Source organism: Arthrobacter sp. UC242_113 (genome assembly GCF_044054585.1).
Lineage (GTDB): Bacteria > Actinomycetota > Actinomycetes > Actinomycetales > Micrococcaceae > Arthrobacter.
The window spans coordinates 172,217-189,994 of sequence record NZ_CP171972.1; the positions used below are offsets into that span (position 1 = coordinate 172,217).

Annotated in this window: 14 protein-coding genes; 5 read left to right on the plus strand and 9 right to left on the minus strand. The window is 61.4% G+C overall.

Features of this window, described 5'->3' with window-relative positions; genetic code table 11:
- Positions 1–51: 51 nt before the first annotated feature.
- Genes ACHMXB_RS22635 through ACHMXB_RS22650 form a run of 4 tightly spaced genes read right to left on the minus strand, consistent with a single transcriptional unit; the run spans position 52 to position 4,808 of the window.
- Positions 52–1,428, minus strand: a complete 1,377-nt coding sequence (locus ACHMXB_RS22635) for an MmgE/PrpD family protein (RefSeq protein WP_395405779.1) — start codon at positions 1,426–1,428, stop codon at positions 52–54.
- Positions 1,425–2,864 carry a dihydroorotase family protein gene (locus ACHMXB_RS22640; RefSeq protein ID WP_395405781.1) on the minus strand — a complete coding sequence of 480 codons (1,440 nt, stop codon included), beginning with the start codon at positions 2,862–2,864 and terminating at the stop codon, positions 1,425–1,427. The genes ACHMXB_RS22635 and ACHMXB_RS22640 overlap by 4 nt, the downstream gene beginning before the upstream one ends.
- Before the next feature lie 38 nt (positions 2,865–2,902).
- Complete coding sequence (locus ACHMXB_RS22645; RefSeq protein WP_395405783.1) at positions 2,903–4,183, minus strand: Zn-dependent hydrolase; 1,281 nt, start codon at positions 4,181–4,183, stop codon at positions 2,903–2,905.
- Positions 4,173–4,808, minus strand: coding sequence for an orotate phosphoribosyltransferase (locus ACHMXB_RS22650; RefSeq protein ID WP_395405785.1), 636 nt, complete (start codon positions 4,806–4,808; stop codon positions 4,173–4,175). The genes ACHMXB_RS22645 and ACHMXB_RS22650 overlap by 11 nt, the downstream gene beginning before the upstream one ends.
- Positions 4,809–4,958: 150 nt before the next feature.
- Between ACHMXB_RS22650 and ACHMXB_RS22655 the strand changes: the two genes are divergently transcribed.
- From ACHMXB_RS22655 to ACHMXB_RS22670, 4 genes are all read left to right on the plus strand, one after another.
- Complete coding sequence (locus ACHMXB_RS22655) at positions 4,959–5,717, plus strand: IclR family transcriptional regulator (protein ID WP_395405787.1); 759 nt, start codon at positions 4,959–4,961, stop codon at positions 5,715–5,717.
- A gap of 147 nt (positions 5,718–5,864) precedes the next feature.
- Positions 5,865–7,115 carry an MFS transporter gene (locus ACHMXB_RS22660; protein ID WP_395405789.1) on the plus strand — a complete coding sequence of 417 codons (1,251 nt, stop codon included), beginning with the start codon at positions 5,865–5,867 and terminating at the stop codon, positions 7,113–7,115.
- Positions 7,116–7,333: 218 nt separating this feature from the next.
- A complete protein-coding gene (locus tag ACHMXB_RS22665; protein ID WP_395405791.1) occupies positions 7,334–8,770 on the plus strand; it encodes an aspartate ammonia-lyase in 1,437 nt (478 codons plus the stop codon).
- A gap of 739 nt (positions 8,771–9,509) precedes the next feature.
- Positions 9,510–10,076, plus strand: coding sequence for a recombinase family protein (locus tag ACHMXB_RS22670; protein WP_395405793.1), 567 nt, complete (start codon positions 9,510–9,512; stop codon positions 10,074–10,076).
- Between the two features lie 200 nt (positions 10,077–10,276).
- Here the strand turns inward: ACHMXB_RS22670 and ACHMXB_RS22675 are convergent, their stop codons facing one another.
- From ACHMXB_RS22675 to ACHMXB_RS22695, 5 genes are all read right to left on the minus strand, one after another.
- Positions 10,277–10,957, minus strand: coding sequence for a VOC family protein (locus ACHMXB_RS22675; protein WP_395405795.1), 681 nt, complete (start codon positions 10,955–10,957; stop codon positions 10,277–10,279).
- 355 nt (positions 10,958–11,312) lie between these two features.
- Complete coding sequence (locus ACHMXB_RS22680) at positions 11,313–11,702, minus strand: hypothetical protein (protein ID WP_395405797.1); 390 nt, start codon at positions 11,700–11,702, stop codon at positions 11,313–11,315.
- A 511-nt stretch (positions 11,703–12,213) separates the two neighbouring features.
- Positions 12,214–13,467 carry a M20 family metallo-hydrolase gene (locus tag ACHMXB_RS22685; RefSeq protein ID WP_395405799.1) on the minus strand — a complete coding sequence of 418 codons (1,254 nt, stop codon included), beginning with the start codon at positions 13,465–13,467 and terminating at the stop codon, positions 12,214–12,216.
- A 169-nt stretch (positions 13,468–13,636) separates the two neighbouring features.
- Positions 13,637–15,352, minus strand: a complete 1,716-nt coding sequence (locus tag ACHMXB_RS22690) for a flavin monoamine oxidase family protein (protein ID WP_395405801.1) — start codon at positions 15,350–15,352, stop codon at positions 13,637–13,639.
- A 49-nt stretch (positions 15,353–15,401) separates the two neighbouring features.
- Positions 15,402–16,271: a nitrilase-related carbon-nitrogen hydrolase gene (locus tag ACHMXB_RS22695; protein ID WP_395405803.1), complete on the minus strand. Its 870-nt coding sequence runs from the start codon at positions 16,269–16,271 to the stop codon at positions 15,402–15,404.
- Between the two features lie 150 nt (positions 16,272–16,421).
- On the opposite strand from ACHMXB_RS22695, the gene ACHMXB_RS22700 reads away from it, so the two are divergent.
- Positions 16,422–17,579, plus strand: a complete 1,158-nt coding sequence (locus tag ACHMXB_RS22700) for a helix-turn-helix domain-containing protein (RefSeq protein WP_395405805.1) — start codon at positions 16,422–16,424, stop codon at positions 17,577–17,579.
- Positions 17,580–17,778 lie beyond the last annotated feature (199 nt).

The window sequence follows — 17,778 nt, forward strand, 5'->3', positions numbered from 1 at the left end:
CCTATCGGACACCTGGTTTCGCGCCGCACTACTTACCAGCCTGGCCTGGATCTAGGCAGGAATGGGCTCTCTGGCATCGTTGGCGCCCACAGCAGTGGCGTCTGATGCTGCTTCCGTAAATACGGAGGCTAAGACGTCGGAGATTGAATCCGTCTCGGCGGCTGAGACAAGGATGTCCCATGCCCGTCCGCCGTCTCCGAGCAGAGATGCGCTCTTCTCCCGCAGCTCCTCCGCAGAAACCGGTCGGGCAGCTGTGCCCAAGGCGTTGTCGCAGTGGCCTACGAGGACATTTCCATTTTTGAGCCTGACCGAGACTTTCGCTGGGGCTGCCGCAGGCCACATCCCTGTGAATGCAGGTTCTTCTTCGACGTTCACGCGCTGAGCGAGATCGGCTGTCTTGGCGTCCGGGGCGTCAAACTTGCTTGCATCAGCGGATGACTGACTGAGCGCTGCGGCTACTGCGAAGGGTATCGAGAACCGCCGGGACAGTGCATTATCTGCCGGTTTAGCAGCCACCTTGAGGTTGTTCGCCGTCGTTCGGACGGTGATGGTTGCAATGTCGTCGTGGTTCAACGGAGCCAGACTCAGGGCGGCTTCAATGCTTGTGTGCGTTAACGCGCAGGCGGAGAAGAACTTGAAGTAGCCGTTAAGAATTCGGGGAGATTCGACCGACGGCAGCGGTGCCCCTTTCTTGAATGCCACCCGTCCATCGAATGCTGTACCCAGGATCTGGGCGCTGCCCTCCCACCCCGCATCGGCCAGACGTTGGGCGAGCAATCCGGTCTGCGCGGCGTGCCCGGTCCAGGTATTTCGGGCAGTTGCCCCGTCGGTGCAGGGACCCCACGTAGTGATGAGCTGGGTTGTGGCGGCAACCAGTGCTGCAGGGAGAGCATCGACCCTGCGCAGATGTGCCACAGCTACCGCCGCGCCGATCGCGCCGAGGTGTCCATGCGGATGGATGCCTTCGGCCAGCGTGAATGTCTCAAGGAGGTACGCGGTGATTTCGTAGCCAACCAGCAGGGAGTCCAGAATGCTTCCCAGGGACGCATTCAGGGCCTCGCCGGCTGCCAGTACCGCGGGGAGGACATGGGCAGCGGGATGGCCAGTGGGACGTACGCCTTCGTCCATTTCGAGATCACAAAGGATGGATCCGTTGATGTATGCAGCTCGGTCAGGCTGCGCCCATCCGCCGGTGGCGGTCAATAGGGTGGCGGGAAAGTCGGGGGACTTTTCCGGGTTCCGCCACGAGCCGGTGAGGACGTGGTCGCGGACCAAGGCTGATGCCAAAGGACGGCGTCCCGCCGCCAGCGCCACGCTGATGGTGTCCGCAAGAACCCAGCGCGTCCTGGTTGAGACTTCCACGCGTTCACGGGAGGTTGCGACCTTTATGGCCGCGGCTACGGCCTCGGCCAGGTCGTCACGATTCATGGCGCTTCCGCCGTGACAAGCTCGTTTTCGAGTTCGTGTCCGGGGATGGAATGGTTGGCGGGAATAAAGATACCTCGACGCTCACCAACGGGAAATCCGTCGCGCATGGCCACCTGGCCGCGGATGACGCTGGCGCTCACTGAACCGCGGAGTTCCCAGCCATCCCAGGTCGTGACGGGGTTGAGGGCGTGCATGTCCTCGTTGCGAATGACGGTCGTTCCGGCAGGGTCGATGATGGTCATGTCAGCATCGGTGCCGAGCTGCAGTGATCCCTTCCGCGGGTAGATTCCATAGATTGAGGCGGTGGTCGAGGAGAGCACCTCCGCGAGGCGCTCAGGGGTGATCTTGCCGGCAATCATGGCATCGACCAGGAGCGGAACCATGGTCTCGACTCCCAGACCGCCCGCAGGTGCTTCTTCGAAGCCTGCCATCTTCTCTGCTACCAGGTGCGGTGCGTGGTCTGAGCCGATGGAGGCGATGTTGCCGTCCTGAATGGCAGCCCAGAGGGTGTCCTGGTCTGACTGGTGCCGAACGGGCGGGTAGACCTTAATCAGGGGACCGAGTTCGACGGCGTCATCCGCGGTCAGGGTTAGGTACTGCGGGCAGGTTTCGGCGGTGACGGGAATGCCGGCGGCGCGCGCTTCTCGCACCACAGTTGCACCTTCCTCTGATGCCATGTGGACCACGTGGAAGCGACATCCGGTTGCTTTGGCGAACTGCGCGCCGACCGCGATCGATACTGCTTCGGCTACGGCGGGCCGGGCTGCCAGCAGGTCGTCGTAAGTCCGAATCGGATGTCCGAGGGCTTTTGCTGAGGAGGCGAGCACGTGGCGGTCCTCGCAGTGCGCGGCAAGCACTCCTCCGGTGCGGGCGACAGTTTCGAACATTGCGAGGACTTCGCCGTTTTCGGGGGGCAGCAAGAGGCTCTCCGGAGGCGCGGCAGCGAAGTTGTAGATGAGGCTCTTGGTTTCTTTGTCCAGGGCGTATCCCCAGAAGAACTTCACGCCCACGGCGCCGGCGTCAAACATCTTGGGGATTTCTGCGTCGTTTTCCGGACCCAGGGCAAGGCCCCATAGGCCGAAGTCGACCCAGGCGCTCTTCTCGTGATGGGCGCGGCGTTCCTCAAAGATCTCCACTGTGGAAACGGCAGGTACAGCGTTAGGCATTTCCAGGATGGTGGTCAGGCCGCCGCACAGCGCCCCGAGGGTGGATCGCTCGAACGTTTCCTTGTGTGTGTGTCCGGGATCCCGTGAGTGGACGTGGGGGTCGATAAAGCCGGGAAAGATGAGCTTTCCGGTGGCGTCGATGGTTTCGTCGGCGGAGACCTCCCTACCGTGTTCGTAGGTGGCTGCGATGATTCCGTCGATACAGAGGATGTCAGCCTCGACGAGGCCGTTTTCGCTGACAAGCGTTCCGTTGCGAACCAGTAGTCGCATGAATGTGCTCCTTCGTGTGTTGGGCATGCAGCAACGCGTTAGGCGTTGAGGCTCGAATCAAGGTTGAAAAAAGTGGCTGCCAGAACGTCGATGCCTGTGGCAATTTCCGACGCTTCGGTCCATTCCTCGGGCACGTGCGACAGCCCGTTTTTGCTGGGGACGAATAGTAGGCCGGTAGGGATGATGGTGTTAATCATTTGGGAATCGTGGCTGGCACCCGAGGTCAGGACACGGTAGTCGGCCCCTACTGATTTGGCGGCCTCAGCCAAGTGTTCCCGGATAAGCATCGGGAGGATTACCGGAGACGTATCCGCCAGCAGTTCGACGTCGAGTCCGACTGCTCTCCGCTTACACGCCGCCAAGGTCCTTTGCACGATCGTTACTGCAGCTTCCCGCTGACGATCGGCGTCAATATCTCGTACGTCCAGTGAGAAGGACACTTGCCCGGGGATGGTCGTGATGGAGTTGGGGTTCACCGAAAGCTTGCCCACCGTCGCACGCGTGCCGCGATGCGCAGAGTCAAGAGCCAGATGCTCGGCGAACAGAACGGACTCCGAGGCGGCGACCAGCGCGTCCGAGCGGCCCCGCATCGGGGTGCCGCCCGTGTGTGAGGGCCGTCCTGTCATGGTCAGCTGGAGACGGGTCGAGCCGGAGATCAGGTCTACGAGACCGATCTGGTTGTTCGTGTCGTGAAGGACATTGCCTTGTTCTATGTGGAGCTCCACAAAGGCGCTCCACTGGTCAGCGTTCCAGGGAGTCGCAGCGGCGTGCGCCGGGACAAGGCCGACGGACTCCATCGCTTGAGCCAGGGTTATGCCGTCACGATCGGTAAGCGTGTGGAGGTCATCAAGAGTGGTCATCCCCGCGGCAAGTTTTGAGCCGATGCAGGCTTGACCGAACCGGGCGCCCTCCTCACCGGCAAAGGCCACGAATTTCAGCGGGTGTCTGGTGCTGATGTTGGCTTCCTGCAGCAATTGCGCGATCTCGACGCCGGCAACAACTCCGGCGATGCCGTCGAATGCTCCCCCGTTGTAGACCGAGTCCAAGTGACTGCCGGTTCCCAGGGCGCCGAGGGAATCTTCGGTGCCTGGACGGGTGGCGATGGTGTTTCCGGCAGGGTCGGTCTCTACGGAGCAGCCGGCTTCCTTCATCCAGTGCGCGAACTGGTCGTGTGCTTGACGCTCCAGGGGTGTATAGCAGAGCCGGCTGACGCCCGGGCCAGGTTCAGTGAAAGTGGCAAGGGTTTCAAGACGGCTGCGAATACGCTTCGCGCTGGCCTTGCCAATAGCTGTTGTCGTGGGGCTGGCATCAGTTGCCATGCTGTCCCCTTGGCGAAGGAGAGGAACTCTGCCGGGAGACGGCATTCCTTTTGGCCAGGTCGTTCATGGCAAACATGGCCTTGTATTCGATGCCCGCCGCGGCAAGTGCCTCGGCTGCACCTTCGCCTCGGTCGATAACCCCCAGAACAGAGACCAGTTCGGCCCCGTGGTCCGTGACAGTCTTGGCCCCGAGCAAAGCCTGAGTACCCGAACTAAGGACATCCTCGATGAGCACGACGCGCTCGTTGGCATGCATCTCGCCGCAGACCACCGGACCATTCCCGCTTTCGACCGAGTGCCGGAGCGAGACGTAAGGAAGCCCGGTGTGGAGCGCAGCGGCGATGGCAAGTGCGACAGAGCCGGGTTCGCTGCCGGCGATACGGTCCGTGCCTGCGTCGATCTGCTCCGCCAAAAGGCTGCCCAACCGGCGCAGCAGCGTAGGTTTCGTCATAAACAATGCCGGGTCCAAATGATAGTCCGACACAGCACCATCAGCCGCTATAAAGATGCCCTGGCGGTAGGAAACGGCAATGAGGTCTTGAGCGACCTCGCGGCGACGGGTCCGAGGATCCTGAATCGCCTCACCTTCGTCTTCGCTAAGGGTCTTGAGAACATTTTGTCCCATTATCAATCACTTCCATGTGATGGAATATATCATTCCGCGTGGTAGTAACCCTAAGGCGCCTTCGGCCAGATCGTCAATCGGTTAGCTACGGTTAGATTCACATTCCATGTCGCGGAAGTCATCCTCTCGCAACCGTTTAAGGAGCTTTATATGCAGCCGGTGATTCGTGCCCTCGATATCCTCACCGCCCTCTCCGGCCGGGGCTCTGGTCGATCCTTGGCACAAATCGCCGAGGTGGTGGAGATCCCGTTGTCTACAGCGCACCGCTTTATGCGAGTACTGGAGGACAAGGGTTTTGTCATCAGAACTGCCGGCAAGCGGTACCTCTTAGGTCCTTCAGTTCGTGCTCTGGTGACCGCGACGGAAACCGAGCGGGTCAGGGAAGTGGCAGAACCTGTGATGCGGCGCCTCATCCGGGACCATGGAGAGACGGTCTTCCTGGCTGAGCTAATCGGCTCCGAAGTCATCTGCGTTTCCTTCCTCGAGGGAACGAGGTCGCTGCGGCATCACGTTCAGGTCGGCAGTCGACTGCCCCTCAATGCCTCCTCGTCCGCCAGGATGATTCTTGCGGGACTCGAAGAAAGTGAGATCGACGACCTGATCTCCAGGGCGGAACTCGAGCGTTACACCGCTCGCACCATCACCGATCCCCGTGAGCTCAAGCGGCATCTGCTCTCCACGAAGGCATCCGGCTACGACGTATGTGATGACGAGATGGAGAATCACGTGTGGGCGGTCGGGGTGCCGCTCCACGATGTCAACGGCGCGCTGCCTTATGCGCTGACGATTGTCGCCCCCCTGTCCAGCGTTGAATCCGCACCACGGCGAACTGAGCTTATCGAGGCCGCCAGGGAGGCCGCGGCTGACATCTCCGTCGAACTCGGCGGACGATTTGTGGCTTCCGCGTGATGGAATAGTTGCTTTCGTGACGTGGATTACTGCAAGATATGTCACACCGCACTGTGTCGGCGTCCCAAAGTGTTCATGACAGAGACGTCTGGACGATCTTCAAACGCCATGCCACGGTGAACCGCTTTTAACTCTCAAGGAGTAATCATGGTTCAAACGAAGAACCTGGGCAGCAAAGAAACCGGGGCCAAGCCCCGGTTGGATTCATACGGCAAAAAGGCAATCGCAGCAGCCAGCATCGGCTACGGACTAGACGGGTTTGACCTTCTCATTTTGAGTTTTGCCCTGTCGCCAATCATCGCCGAATTTGGAATCACGGACACGGAGGCAGGATCCCTCACAACGCTCACCCTGATGGGTGCAGTGATTGGCGGCCTGGTCTTTGGTGCACTGAGTGACCGCTACGGCCGCGTCCGCGTGCTGACCTGGTCCATCGTTTTGTTCGCCGTATTCACCGGCCTCGCCGCCCTGTCGACCGGCTACACAGACATGGCGATCTATCGGTTTATCGCCGGCGTTGGCATCGGCGGTGAATTCGGTTGTGGCATGGCGTTGGCATCCGAAGCAGTGCCGGCGAAGCTCAGGGCGCGGGCGACTTCCCTGGTCGCCATGGGCTTCCAGTTTGGTGTGCTGGCCGCGGCTCTCCTGTCCGCTCCCATCATCGGTGCTTTTGGCTGGCGAGGCCTGTTTATCATTGGTGTCCTGCCGGCCGTAATCGCAATCGTCATGCGCAAGAGGCTGCATGAATCGCCGAAGTTCCTCGAAGCCGCAGCCGAACAAACCGAGCAGCCAAGTGCGCTGTCCCGGTTCAAGGCGCTCTTCTCCAACGCTTACTTCGTCAGGGTCTCACTGGCGATGATCATCCTGTGCGCCGTACAGAACTTCGGTTACTACAGCATCATCACCTGGCTGCCCCGTTACCTCAGCAAGGAACTCGGATTCAACCTGACCAACTCCTCCCTGTGGACAGCAGTTACCATCGCAGGGATGCTGTTCGGCCTCTTTGTTTTCGGCCAGCTCGCGGACCGCTTCGGACGCCGCCCTGCCTTCTGGACATTCCAGACCGGTGCAGCCGTTTCGTTGCTGGTCTACAGCCAGCTCACGGACCCGACGATGCTTCTCTTTGGCGGTTTCGTCATGGGTGTCTTCGCCAACGGCGCCCTTGGCGGTTACGGGGCGCTTCTCGCCGAATTGTATCCAACGTGGATCCGGGGAACGGCCCAGAACGGGTTGTACAACATCGGCCGCGCGATCGGCGGACTTGCGCCGGTCACGATCGCTTGGATCGCCTCCAACCATGGGTTTGGCTTCGCGCTGACAATCCTGCCGTGCATCTATGTCTTGGCGTTCTTCACCATGTTCGCCATTCCTGACAAGCGCGGAGCGGAGCTGGACTGACAGCTTCCGGCCCACCGTCTCGACTAACAAACTCTACGCACGGCCGCCCATCACATGGCTGCTGAGGACTGCGCTGCTCTTCTACTGGCGTGGATCGTGTGTCCGAAGGTCTTTCGGCCTTCGGACACACGCATGACAACGGCTTAAACCGCAGCTGAACCGTCCGTTTTGAGCCAATTAGCCACAGCATCTTCACAACACAAAGGAAACGAACAACAATGGCGCCAACCCATGCACCCCCCCGAGTTGAGCATGATCTTCTAGGCGATCTGGAAGTGCCGGGAAACGCATATTACGGCGTACATACCGTCCGCGCTGCGGAAAATTTTCCCATCAGCGGTTCCCTTTTGAGCGATCATCCGATCTTTATCAGGGCGCTGGCTTCAGTGAAACAGGCGGCGGCAGTCGCGAACCGTGATCTCGGAATGCTCTCTGAAGAGAAGGCCCGGGCCATCATCCTGGCGTGTGAAGACATCCGCAACGGTAGGCTCCACGACCAGTTCATCGTTGACCTCATCCAAGGCGGGGCGGGAACCTCGACAAATATGAACGCCAACGAAGTGATCTCGAATAGAGCCTTGGAGCATCTCGGTCATCGACTCGGACAGTATTCATATTTGCATCCGCTTCAGGACGTTAACCTCGGCCAAAGCACCAATGATGTTTACCCCACGGCGATAAAGATAGCGTTGGATGCGCAAATTAGGCTTCTTCTGGACGCTATGGCCCAGCTACGCGAGTCGTTCGAGGCCAAAGCCGTTGAGTTCGCGGATGTCATAAAGATGGGCCGCACACAACTCCAGGATGCAGTTCCCATGACACTGGGACAAGAATTCGCTGCCTTCGCTGCCACCCTCGCTGAGGATGAAGCCCGCCTGCAGGAAGGTGCCTTCCTGCTGCACGAGCTGAACCTGGGAGGAACCGCCATCGGCACAGAGCTGAATGCGCACCCCGCTTATCGGACACGCGCAATAGATGCCCTCCGTGAGCTTACAGGCATCCCGACACTTCAGTCCGCCACAGACCTTGTCGAGGCTACCCAAGACGTTGGCGTCTTCGTCCAGCTTTCAGGCATTCTCAAGCGAGTCGCCGTAAAGCTATCCAAAACCTGCAACGATCTGAGGTTGCTCAGTTCCGGGCCGAGGGCCGGTCTCAACGAAATCAACCTGCCTCCCCGCCAAGCCGGATCCAGCATCATGCCCGGCAAGGTCAATCCTGTAATTCCTGAGGTCGTCAACCAGGTTGCCTTCGAGGTGATCGGCAACGATGTCACGATCACCTTGGCCGCGGAAGGAGGCCAGTTGCAGCTGAACGCCTTTGAACCGATCATTGCGCGTTCGTTGTTTGCGAGCCTAAGCCACCTAACGGCCGCAACCACAGTCCTCGCCGAAAAATGTATCCGCGGCATCACCGCCAACCGGGAACTCTTGAACGCCCGCGTTTACGAATCTATCGGCCTCATCACGGTCTTCAGCCCCGTGATCGGCTACGAAAATGCCACAGAAATAGCAAAGGAGGCACTGGCAACAGGACAAAGCGTTTCGCATTTAGTCCGCGAGAAGGGTCTACTTACCCAAGAACAGATCGACAGCTTCATAGCCGGGATGCTCCGACCCACACCACTGACCGAGGCTGGGTCGACAGTAAGCATCTGACGCGCCTTCGCGCGGGGTCCGGAAAAGGAAGATAGGCCCAGCGCTGGGCCTAGGTCCCTTGTACCACCAACGGATCCTTCATCAAACGTCCCTTCAACATGGGAGCAGCAATTGGACAAAGCCAGTCAGAGAGGGCTACCAAGAATGCAAAAAATGGAAAACAACCGGATCGACATCGTTGTCACCGATGCCGGCCAGCTCCCGGGGTTACTTGATGAAGCAGAAGAGGCCCTGGGGCCCATTGCGAAATCACGCAAAGCCGGAATCCTCGTTACGCGGCATGAGGTTAGCTGGTTTTCACTTGTAGCTCACAGAGATGTGCCCTACGGGGCAAACCCGAGAGCTTTCACTCATCTGAGAGCCCCTTCTGGAGCTCGCGCACCTGCTGAATGGGGAACGAAGCCGGTCCTCTAGCCACTGGTTCGGCCGTGGCAACGCCTTGTTGGCTGGACGTGCTGTGCGAAGGGATGGACGGACCGACCCGATCCGCAGCAGAGCGAGGAGGACTGCAGCGCCTACCTGGAAAGTTCCGATTACTTGGTGCAGTGGGACTTACAGCTGCAGAACGAACTCCAGGTCCAAACTTGCGCCAATAGAACAAATGTTCCCGCAGCCGACGCAGGCTGCCGTCTAAATGAGTACACCCCAGCCTGACGTTGTGAACCCGGGATGTCTTGATGTTCTTTTGGGAAGGCCCTGGAACTCAAGCTGACAAGGGGCGACGGGTTTGGAGGCATCGGTGGCTGGACAGCGGATCGGGTACGTGCGGGTCAGCACCCTTGACCAGAACGAGAAACGTCAGCTCGACGGCCAGATCTTGAACCGTGTCTTCACGGACAAAGCCTCGGGCGGGGACGCGTCCAGACCGGAGCTTACTGAGCTGCTGCGGTTCGCCCGTGACGGGGACACCGTCGTCGTGCACAGCATGGATCGGCTCGCCCGCAACCTCGATGACCTGCGTGCTCTCGTTCAGGGCCTCACGCGCAAAGGCGTGCGGGTGGAGTTCATCAAGGAGAGTCTGGTCTTCACCGGGGAGGACTCCCCCATGGCTAACCTCATGCTCTCGGTGATGGGTGCCTTCGCCGAGTTCGAACGCTCCCTGATCCGGGAGCGGCAGCGGGAAGGTATCGCCCTGGCCAAGCAGCGCGGCGTCTACAAAGGGCGGAAAAAGACCCTCACACCGGAACGGGCAGCCGAACTGGTCCAGCGGGCAGCGAATGGAGTCCCCAAGTCCGTCCTCGCCAGCGACTACGGCATCAGCCGGGAAACGGTGTACCAGTATCTGCGCCAGGCCAAACTGCCCTGAGACCCCTCCCCCTGCCGATCCAAATCGTTCCGCCGTCGCTGAAACCGGGCCAGCCTGACGGAATCTCCATATCGGCGGGGAGAAAGGCCCAGGGAGGTCTTCAACGAGCGCAGGATTTGATGAGGTTCTGGCTAGCGACATGGCGGCGACATTGCTCGGTGAGGAGTTCCTATGCGGCCCGGCCGCTGCTGGCTTCTGGTTCAGCCTCTGAACTGCCCCGCATCGAGCACGACATGGCCACGAGGCGATTTCAGCGTCGCGGTGAGTGGTGCGTTCTTCACCGCATTGATCGGGCTCGTGTGCACTGCCGGAATGTTCAGCACCCCGACCGCTTGTGTCGGAAGGCCGCGCAGCACCAGCCCCTGCAGCGCCACGTCGGTGAGGGGCATGTGGGCACACGGATGATGCCCTTCCCATTGGATCAGACTGGGCAGCGCGCCTGCGCATTCAGTCCAGCCGTCGTCGCGGACTGTGATTCGCCACTTCAACAGTCCGTGAGGCGTGTCGCGCTGCACTGCCAGCAACTCGCCAGGGTTGAGGGCGAAGTTGCCAAGCTCCCGGTGCAGCATCCCGATCTTGCGCGTGCGCGCCACGGCGTGCACCAGCCGCGGGGATTCACGGACAGCCTCGCGCACCTCGGGGCGGTCGAGCCCGAACCAGCGCGGCCTTCCCGGCGCCGGCGCTTCGGGATCGATCGCGATGACCTCGAGGTAGCAGTCGGGGAAGCTCTCGCTGCTGATGGCCATTACTCGGTTGTGAGTACCCATCAACGGGTGCCTGCCACCAATGGAAGGCTGAACGCCGAACGTTGCCGCGCACCAGGCCGAGCCCTGTTCCAGCGAATCGGCGGCGATGACCAGGTGATCGATAACGGCGTTCACAGCTCAACGGTACCGCTCAAGGCCGATCCTACAGATCGGCCCAGTGTCCCTGCAGCGACTCACCAACAGCGCCCGCTACTCCTAAAGCCGCCCCCAGGGGGCAGGAAGTCCCTCACGGACGAACTAAGTAGCTGACAGAAGGCCGGAAATCGGCGTTTCGAACGCTTCAGCGGCAGCCTCTCCCCCCTTCTTAGGTTGGAGGGAAATGCCAGTCAGAGCCTCCTGTTTTGCTTCCAGGGTTCCTGGAGCCATGCCATCGCCTCTGTTTTGGATGTAAAGAAGCGTGTGGGGCAGGGTGCGGGGTTGCGGCGGAGACAGAAATTGACGATTTTCCGGTCGACTGGTGAGGATCCGGCTACTCCTTTGTTGACTCGACCGTCACGGGATGGGCAGTGACAGGGAAGAGTCCATGCAACCTGCCGCACGAACGCTGCACCACGGACCGCAACCACACGCTGGCTGGATCTTCCGTCTGGGACGGGTGCCAGTACATGGCCTCCACCAAGGACGCCAAGCCGGCCACCACAGCCGCCACACGGCGCTGGACACCCCGGGACTCGAACAGCTTGTCGGCCGGGGTGCTGATTCCCTCCCCGAAATAGCCGACGGCGTGTGGCATCGTGGCGAGGTCCGCCAGGGTCAGCTGCTGCTGGAGCAGGGGATTCCCGGCGTCCGCGATGGCCACGAAACTGTCGCGGAACATCGGCTTGCTGGCACCCTGCACGTGGTACCCGGTGGGACCCACGAGCAAGGTCGATTTTGGCGTAGTCGGCCAGCTGGCCTCGAATCCCGGAAGCGGCAGTGGGGGCGAAGTCCACTGACACGTTCGGGGCTTCCTGGCGCAGTATCGCGCGCAGTGGACCCACAATCAGGGCCGCGGCATAGTCCGACGAGGCGATCACGAATTCCCGCTCGCTGGTGGCGGGGTCAAAACCGGAGCGCACCCTGGTGGCCCGCCGGATGTGGAGCATCGCCTCATCCACCAGCGGGACCAGTGCCTGCGCGAAGGGCATGAGCTCGTAGGTGCGGCCGTTCCGGACCAGGAGTTCGTCGTCGAAGTGGCGTCGGAGCCGGGCCATGGCCGCACCTGTGGCTGGCTGAGCTGGAGCCGCTCCGCGGCCCGGGACACGTTCCGCAGCTCTAGAAGGACCTGCAGCTGGGGCAGCAGGTTCAGGTCCAGGTTCTTCATCCCTCCACATTATCCATGCAGGGACCATCGTCTGGTTCCGATCCCGGCGCCCACCACCGCGCCACCTCTAATCCTCCAGCGCACCGTCGCAGAGACGACCGACAACCTCGGTAAGCATGTCAACTCCTGCCACGAGATCTTCGTCTTTGGTGTATTCACGCTCATTGTGGGAAATGCCGTCCACGCTCGGCACAAACAGCATTAGGGTGGGCACGATGTCTTTCATGTTGGTGGAATCGTGACCGGCGAGGGTCATTACTTCCTTGTAGGGCAGGCCCAGTTCTGAGGCGGCCTTGGCTCCCAGTTCCACGCCTTCCGACTGATAGGGGGTCACAGGCCAAGAGTGGGAGGTCCGTTGCTCTACCTGAACGCTGGCTGCCTGTTCCACTTCGGCCACGCGGCGGTGCAGCATGGCGTCCGCTTCGGCCAGTGCTTCCTCATCGGCGCTTCGGAGGTCAAGGAGCAGGGTGACGCGGCTCGGCACCACCACTGGGGAGTTCGGGTAAACGTCCAGTTGGCCTACGGAAGTGTGGACCTTTCCCGGGAAAGCGTTGGCGATTTCGCGGGCGGCCACCACGAGCATGGACGCACCCAGAAGGGCATCATGTCGGTCCGCGATTACGGCAGAGCCGGTGTGCGCCTGCTCGCCGTGGACCACAAACTCATATTTGTTCGCTGCCCAGTTGGAATGCACCAGTCCAATCGTTACTCCGTCGCGCTCCATTGAGCGGCCCTGTTCCACATGGATCTCCGCGCAGAAGGCAGCTTCGGGGCCTTCCCACTCTGAGAGGAAGCCATGACCACGCTGCGCCTCGTCCACTGTCACACCGCTAGTGTCCGTCACGGCCAGGGCATCGGCGAGTGCGAGTTTCCCCGTGTAGACGGAAGAGCCCATCATGGATGGCTTGAAGCGGCTGCCTTCTTCGTTAAACCAGTTCACGACGGCCACGTTGTACTTCGGGGCGGTGCGCGCGCCGTTGTCCCAGGCCGCGGCGAGTCGGAATGCCGCGTGGGCTGCGGCGAGAACACCGTATGCGCCGTCGTACTTTCCGGCTGTTGGCTGGGAGTCCATATGCGATCCCACCACCACGAACGGGGCGTCGGGAACTCTCTCGAGCAGTCCCCATTCGTTGCCGATTTGGTCGAAGCGGACGCTGAAGCCACGGGCTTCGAGGATCGTGCGGAACCAGTTCCGCTGATCCACGTCGGCCTGGCTGGCGGCCTGGCGGTCCACTCCGCCGTTGCCGGTGGCCCCAAATTCGCTCATGGTGCGGAAGTCGGCCAGGAAGTCCTCTGCGGTGGGTGCAGCCTGAGTGGTCATCGGTTCAGTTCCTTTATTCGTGAGTGGGTGGGGGCCCCGCCGAGCAGGGTCGCGTCGACAGTCAGACCAGGCGTCGGCCAGGTTTCCGGGGGCAAGAGTGCTGCTGTGAGGGCCTGAAGCCGGCTGCGGCCGTAATGGTCGCCCCCGGGCTTCTTCGTTTTAGGCTGACCTACGGAAGGCGCACCGGGCCGAGCTCGGCGTAACGGTCGCCGGGGCCCGGGTTGTCCGGGTGGCTCGTGCCGCCCAGCTGGTTCATGACGCCCCAGACGGCATTCAGGCCTGTGGTTACGGCACCATCCACCCAGCCGCCGGTCCAGGAGACATCGTCACCGGCCAGGAAGATGCCGCGGTGCTCCGGTGCGTGTTCCTCCTGCATGAAGTGGCTGTAGAGCCGTTCCTGGTAGCGGTAATGACCGGGCAGGTTATCGCTGAAGGCGCCCATGAAGTTCGGGTCGTCCTCCCAGGAGACGGTGATCGGGTCGCCCACGATGTGCGAGGCGATGTCCACGCCAGGGTAGATCTTGCCGAGAGAGTGAAGCATGAGCCGGAGACGTTCGTCGGCATCAAGGGGCAGCCACTTCAGGGCGTCGTCGTTCCACGTGTAGGAGAGGCAGATGAGTGCAGGCTGGTCCGCGCCGTTGTCCAGCAGGTAGGTGCCGCGCGTGAGGCGGTCCGTAAGGGTGGTGGACATGATTTCCTGGCCGGTCACCGGATCGCGGTCCTTCCAGAATGGCCGGTCCACCACCACGAAGGTCTTGGATGACTGCATGTAGTGACTACGTTCAATCGCGGTCCACAGCTTGTGGCTGAAGAGGGATTCATCGACATCAATGCGTGCCGAAAGCAGCCAGCTCTGACAGGTGGCGATGACCGCTGGGTAGCGGTTGGTGCGTCCCCAACGGTCGGTCACGGCGATCAGGCCCGGTGCCCCGTCTCCGTTCCACTGGCGATTGATGGACTTCACCGCGCCGCGGGTGTTGCCTCCGTGAAGGGAGGCCAACGAGGTTCCGGCGGGCCAGTGCACTGCCGTTGCAGGTGAGTGGTTCCAGAGTCGTTCGGGTACCAGCTGGGCCCCTCCCATGATCCGGTGCTGGTCCGCGTCGGCGTCCACGTAGACCACACGGAGGATTTCAAGGAAGGAATCAGGGAAGTTGGTGTCCCACCCGCCGGTGCCGAACCCGACTTGGCCGAAGGCCTCGCGGTACTCGAACGGCAGCGCGGAAAAGGCCTTGGATGTGGCCAGGTAACCGGAAAAGGACATGTCGTCGAACTGAGGAACCAGTCCGTTCCAGATCCGCTTGATCTCAGCGAGATCCCGGCGACGGTTGGCCTCCTGCATCTCCGCGAAGCAAGCCCGTTCCTGAAGGCAGTCATCCCAGGCGGCAGAAACCCGGTGGAAGAACTCCGGTAAGTCCTGAGTCTTCTCCGCGTAGTGCCTTTGCCCGCCGAGTTCGATCACTGTGCTCCCGGCGGCTGCGGTGAGCGGGTTGGGGAACGGCTGGGTTTCGATGCCGAGCATGTCTGCGTAGTGAAAGAAGGAGCGTCCGGAACGGGGGAACCGCATTCCGCCAAGGTCGGCGACCGGGCCTTCCTGCCCTTCCGGGCGCCCGGCCCGCAGGCGGCCGCCGATCCGTGAGGACTCGTAAACGACCGGCTTGAGGCCGAGTTTCATCAGTTCGTAAGCGGCGACCAACCCGGACATACCAGCCCCGACAACAGCGATTTCCGTACCGTGCAGTTCCTCCGGGATACTGCCGAGGCCTGCCGGATGTGCCAGGTATTCGTCATAAGGGAAGGGGAAATCAGGATTAAGCATGGTGATAGGTGCCTGGGACGCCAGGTTTTTGGCGGTGGACGGCGCAGTTTCGGGTGCGGTCAGGGTCATGGTTCTCCTTGATGGGATAAGGGAGGGTGCTTGCGGGAGCGGTCCTGAGTCAGGAGCCGGTGCTCGACGACGCCTGTGATGAAGCGGTCCTACCACGCACGACTTCGAGGTAATCGACCTCGCTCCGCGCGCGGGCCACGACAGCCCCGTCCACGGTGCCGAGGATGAGTTCGCCGGACGCTGCTGTTGCGGTTTCAGCTTCACCGAACGGGGTGGCCAGCGTGCTGAGTCCGGCGAATCCCGGCTCCGCCTGGTCTGCATAGGCTATGAAGAGCTGGCTCTCAATGGCCCGCGCACGGATCAGCACCGTGGGGACGACGCTGACGTCAAAGGGTGTGGGGCCGGTCCTCGTGTTCGGCCGCAACGGTACAGCCGTGGGAACGCACAGCAGTTCAGCCCCGCGCAGGGCCGCGGAGCGGACAAATTCCGGGAATTCCGCGTCAAAGCAAATTCCCAGGGCCACCTTCAATCCGTGGAACTCCACTGTTTCGGGCAACTCGTCCCCCGGCTGGAACCAGGTTCCTTCCACGGGCCCGAACAGATGGCTCTTCCGGTATCGGGTGAGTTCGATTCCCACTTCATCGAAAAGGGAGGCGCAGATGTGACGGGATTCCCCCCGGTGTTCCACCGTTGAGGCAACTAATCCGATACCGGATTCCACCGCGATTCCGGCCAACCGCCGTCGGTGGTCATCACCGTCCCGGGCGCTGACCGAGGGTGGGTCATAGCCGGGGACAAACAATTCCGGAGTGACGAGCAATCCCGCACCGCGCCGGGCGGCTTCCTGAGCCCAGCCGGCCACGGTGGCCAGATTCGCCTCCGGGTCCCCGGGGCGGCTTGTAGCCTGCAGCACGGCGATCCGCAAGGACCCGGCCTCAGGGTCCATTTCTCCCTGAAAGGCAAATTCTGGGTTCTGCATGAGTGCATCCTTCGCGTCGTGTTCGTGCTGCCTTTCGATGTTCCCAAGGTTCAAGCCCTCGGGCGATGACGGGATCACTCGGGAAGCAGGCCATTTTTTGTACTTTCGTACACAGGGCCTCAATGCTCTCTGAGGGACGATGGAATAGTGATGATTTCCATGGCTCCGAATGCCGATGCCCATTGGCAAAGCGCCCTTGACCACCTTGCCGAAAACCTCGACACCTTGGTGGACGGATTCCTGGCACGGATCGTGAACGACCGCAATTACGCAGAATCCGCAGTGACGTTCGACGACCTGCTGAGCACAGGTGAACAAAGTCTTGCCGCCATGATTGATGCTCTCAGGAGCGGCGGGACGCAGACTGCGGCGCTCGAGTCCCTGGCCGATCAGCTCGGAGCTCGAAGGGCCAGGCAGGGCGTGCCGCTGGAAAGCCTGATCCGGGCGGTCCGCATGGATTTCGGCGTCCTTTGGGAAGGTCTCGCGGCGTCAACCTCGGGCCTGAGTGCTGAGCACTTGGTAGGACGCGGGGAACTGGTATGGAAAGTCGTGGACGTCTACGCCTCCCATGTCCAGACACGCTACGTTCAGGAGCAGACCGAGCTGGAGCGTGCCGACGTGGATCTCCAGCAGCACTATCTGGCGCAGCTTTTCGGCACGCAGGACCCCACCTCAGCCGACATCAGCCGCATCTCAGGAGCATTGCGCATCCAGTCGGATTCCGCATTCCGGGTGGTTGCGCTGGGACGGGATGACTCCGCTACGGTACAGCGCCGCCTTCGGGTCCAGCCGGGCAGCGAAAGAGTCTTCAGCATTGCACAGGGGCACCATACTTTGGTCATCCGCGAACTGCCAGCACGTTCCCATGTCATGGACGTCCGTGAACGCAAACTATACGACGGCGTATCTGCTGCTGTGGCGCCGATCGCCGATGGACTCGCTTCCGTTCGGGAAGCCGGTATGGCAGCGCGGGAAATCATGCGAGACCTGCCGGTCGGCGCCAAGGGAATCTTCAGCCTCCGGGACAGGGTACTCTCCATCGCCCGGCACCGCCTCACCCAGGTGGGCTGCGATCCGGCCCGGACTGTGCTGGACGGGTTGGAAAAATGCCCCACAAAGGAACGAGAGCGGATCCTCGAAGCGGTGGCCATGTTCCTTGAGACCGGCAGCCTCGTGGAGACATCCCGACGATTGTTCTGCCACCGCAACACGATCGTCAACCGTCTAGCTGCTTTCGAGCGCTACACGGAACTGGACCTCAAGCTTCCCCGGGACGTAGCGATTGCCGTGCTCGTCCTGGGATCCTAGGACGGATTCGCCTCGGGGTTGCTTGGGCATTCGTACATGGATTGCCCATGATCTCAGGGTTCTTTGTCGATAGGCCTGCTGCAATCCGGCTGGAAACATTGGAACGTCCGATATGGGGTACGCCACAAACAGGCCTGCCGGCCGGCGCAGCATCTACGCACCTTCGCGGTCCGAACAGTTTCGTTCCACAAGTAGTCCG